General features: G+C 51.3%; 1 protein-coding gene. It reads left to right on the top strand.

The features are described from left to right. Positions 1-1,331 (top strand): aspartate ammonia-lyase (locus NFR90_RS11565; protein ID WP_160336437.1); only part of this gene is annotated, 1,331 nt, incomplete at both ends.

The following is a 1,331-nucleotide window of genomic DNA, read 5'->3' on the forward strand; positions in this document are numbered from 1 at the left end:
GGCGTTCAGTCCCTTCGCGGTAAAGAAAATTTCTTCATCACCGAAGAAAATAACAATCAGGAAATCTACTTCATCATCGCTTTCGCTTACGTTAAGAAAGCGGCTGCAATGGCTAACAAGGAACTCGGCGTTGTTAAACCCGAAGTTGCTGACGCCATGATCTGGGCTTGCGATGAGCTCATCAACAATACTGAAAAGTATCGCGACCAGTTCATCACAGATTGGCTGCAGGGCGGTGCAGGCACTTCCACCAACATGAATGCCAACGAAGTTATTTCTAACCTCGCTATCGAACACCTCGGCGGCAAGAAGGGTGACTACTCCATCGTCAACCCGAACAATGACGCCAACTTCGGTCAGTCCACAAACGATACATACCCGACAGCTATTCATCTGAGCTGCATGTTCCGCTCCAACATCCTGATCAAGGCTGCTGAAGAACTGCGCGACGCTCTGTATGCAAAAGCTAAGGAATTTGACCAGACTCTGAAGATGGGTCGTACTCACCTTCAGGACGCTGTTCCGATGACACTCGGCCAGGAATTCCACGGCTGGGGCTTCACTCTGAACGACGAAATCGAAAACCTGAAAGAAGCTCAGAAACATCTGCTCGTTGTTAACCTCGGCGCTACCGCTATCGGTACAACAGTGACAGCTGCTCCCGGCTATCCGGAACTTGCTGTTAACAACCTTGCCAAACTGACCGGCATGCCGTTCAAGAACAGTGCTGACCTGATCGCTGCAACAAGCGACTGCGGCGCTTACCAGACACTGTCTTCTGCGATCAAGGGCCTCGCCGTTAAGATGACCAAGATCTGCAATGACATCCGTCTGCTTGCCTCCGGTCCTCGCTGCGGCCTGAAGGAAATCAATCTTCCTCAGCTCCAGCCGGGCTCTTCCATTATGCCGGGCAAAGTCAATCCGGTTGCAGCTGAAGTTGCCAACCAGGCAAGCTTCCTCGCTATCGGTCTTGACACAACAGTCATGCTTGCTGCATCTGCCGGCCAGCTCGAACTGAACGTTATGGAACCGGTGATCACCTACGCTCTGTACACACAGATGAAGGTTATGACCAACGCCTGCAACACACTGCGTACAAAACTTGTTGACGGTGTAACAGCTAATACAGAACGCTGCAAGGAATATGTGATGAACTCCATCGGTATCGTCACACTGCTGAAGCCGCATTTCGGCTATCAGAAGTGCGCCGCCATCGCTAAGGAAGGCTACACAACCGGCAAGTCTCTGCATCAGATCGTTGTTGATGAACAGCACCTGCTCACACAGGCTGAATGGGATGCCATCTTCAACACTCAGAACCTGATCAATCC

The sequence above is a fragment of the Parasutterella muris genome (genome assembly GCF_943193095.1).
GTDB classification, from domain to species: domain Bacteria; phylum Pseudomonadota; class Gammaproteobacteria; order Burkholderiales; family Burkholderiaceae_F; genus Parasutterella; species Parasutterella muris.